At 46.9% G+C, this 546-nt stretch carries 2 pseudogenes; one reads left to right on the plus strand and one right to left on the minus strand.

Annotated elements, in window-relative coordinates:
* Positions 1 to 132 (minus strand): annotated as a pseudogene (locus ACS8FC_RS20225) (sulfite exporter TauE/SafE family protein); the annotation flags it as partial.
* Between the two features lie 166 nt (positions 133 to 298).
* Between ACS8FC_RS20225 and ACS8FC_RS20230 the strand changes: the two are divergent.
* Positions 299 to 546, plus strand: a pseudogene (locus ACS8FC_RS20230) (biotin--[acetyl-CoA-carboxylase] ligase); the annotation flags it as partial.

Genomic DNA, 546 nt, shown 5'->3' on the forward strand with positions numbered 1-546 from the left:
TTCTGGCGAAAAGTCATAAGCGGTAAAAATCCACACCAGTGCGGGAACGATAATCATGCCGCCGCCCACGCCAAATAACCCTGCGCTAACACCTGCAAACGCCCCTGCAATCACAAACCACACATATAACATCATAGAACAAACCTTTTATAATACTGGTCTAGTATTAATTTTATTTCATACTTACTGGTTTCTTTGTGCACTCAACTGTATTTGCCAAATCTTAACGTGACCTTTATGCTGTCTTTGACAACCGCCTAGTATATCAAAGTTTCTCTTAACCACATCGACTAAACCTATGCCAACACTCACCAGTTTTTCCAGCCATTTATCCGATCTCAACCACCGTCACGTTGCCAGTAGCGCCTCAACCAATAGCGAGCTGATCGCAGCATTGCAAGATGGGTCGTTAGATATCGCAGCCGTGCACGTTTTGACCGCAGAGACCCAAAGCGCTGGACGTGGTCAACATGGGCGCTCGTGGCAATCACCGCGCGGCAATGTCTATCTGTCGCTATATCACCCCGTACATATGCCAGTTAGTGG

It is taken from the genome of Psychrobacter sp. 1Y4 (genome assembly GCF_051847555.1).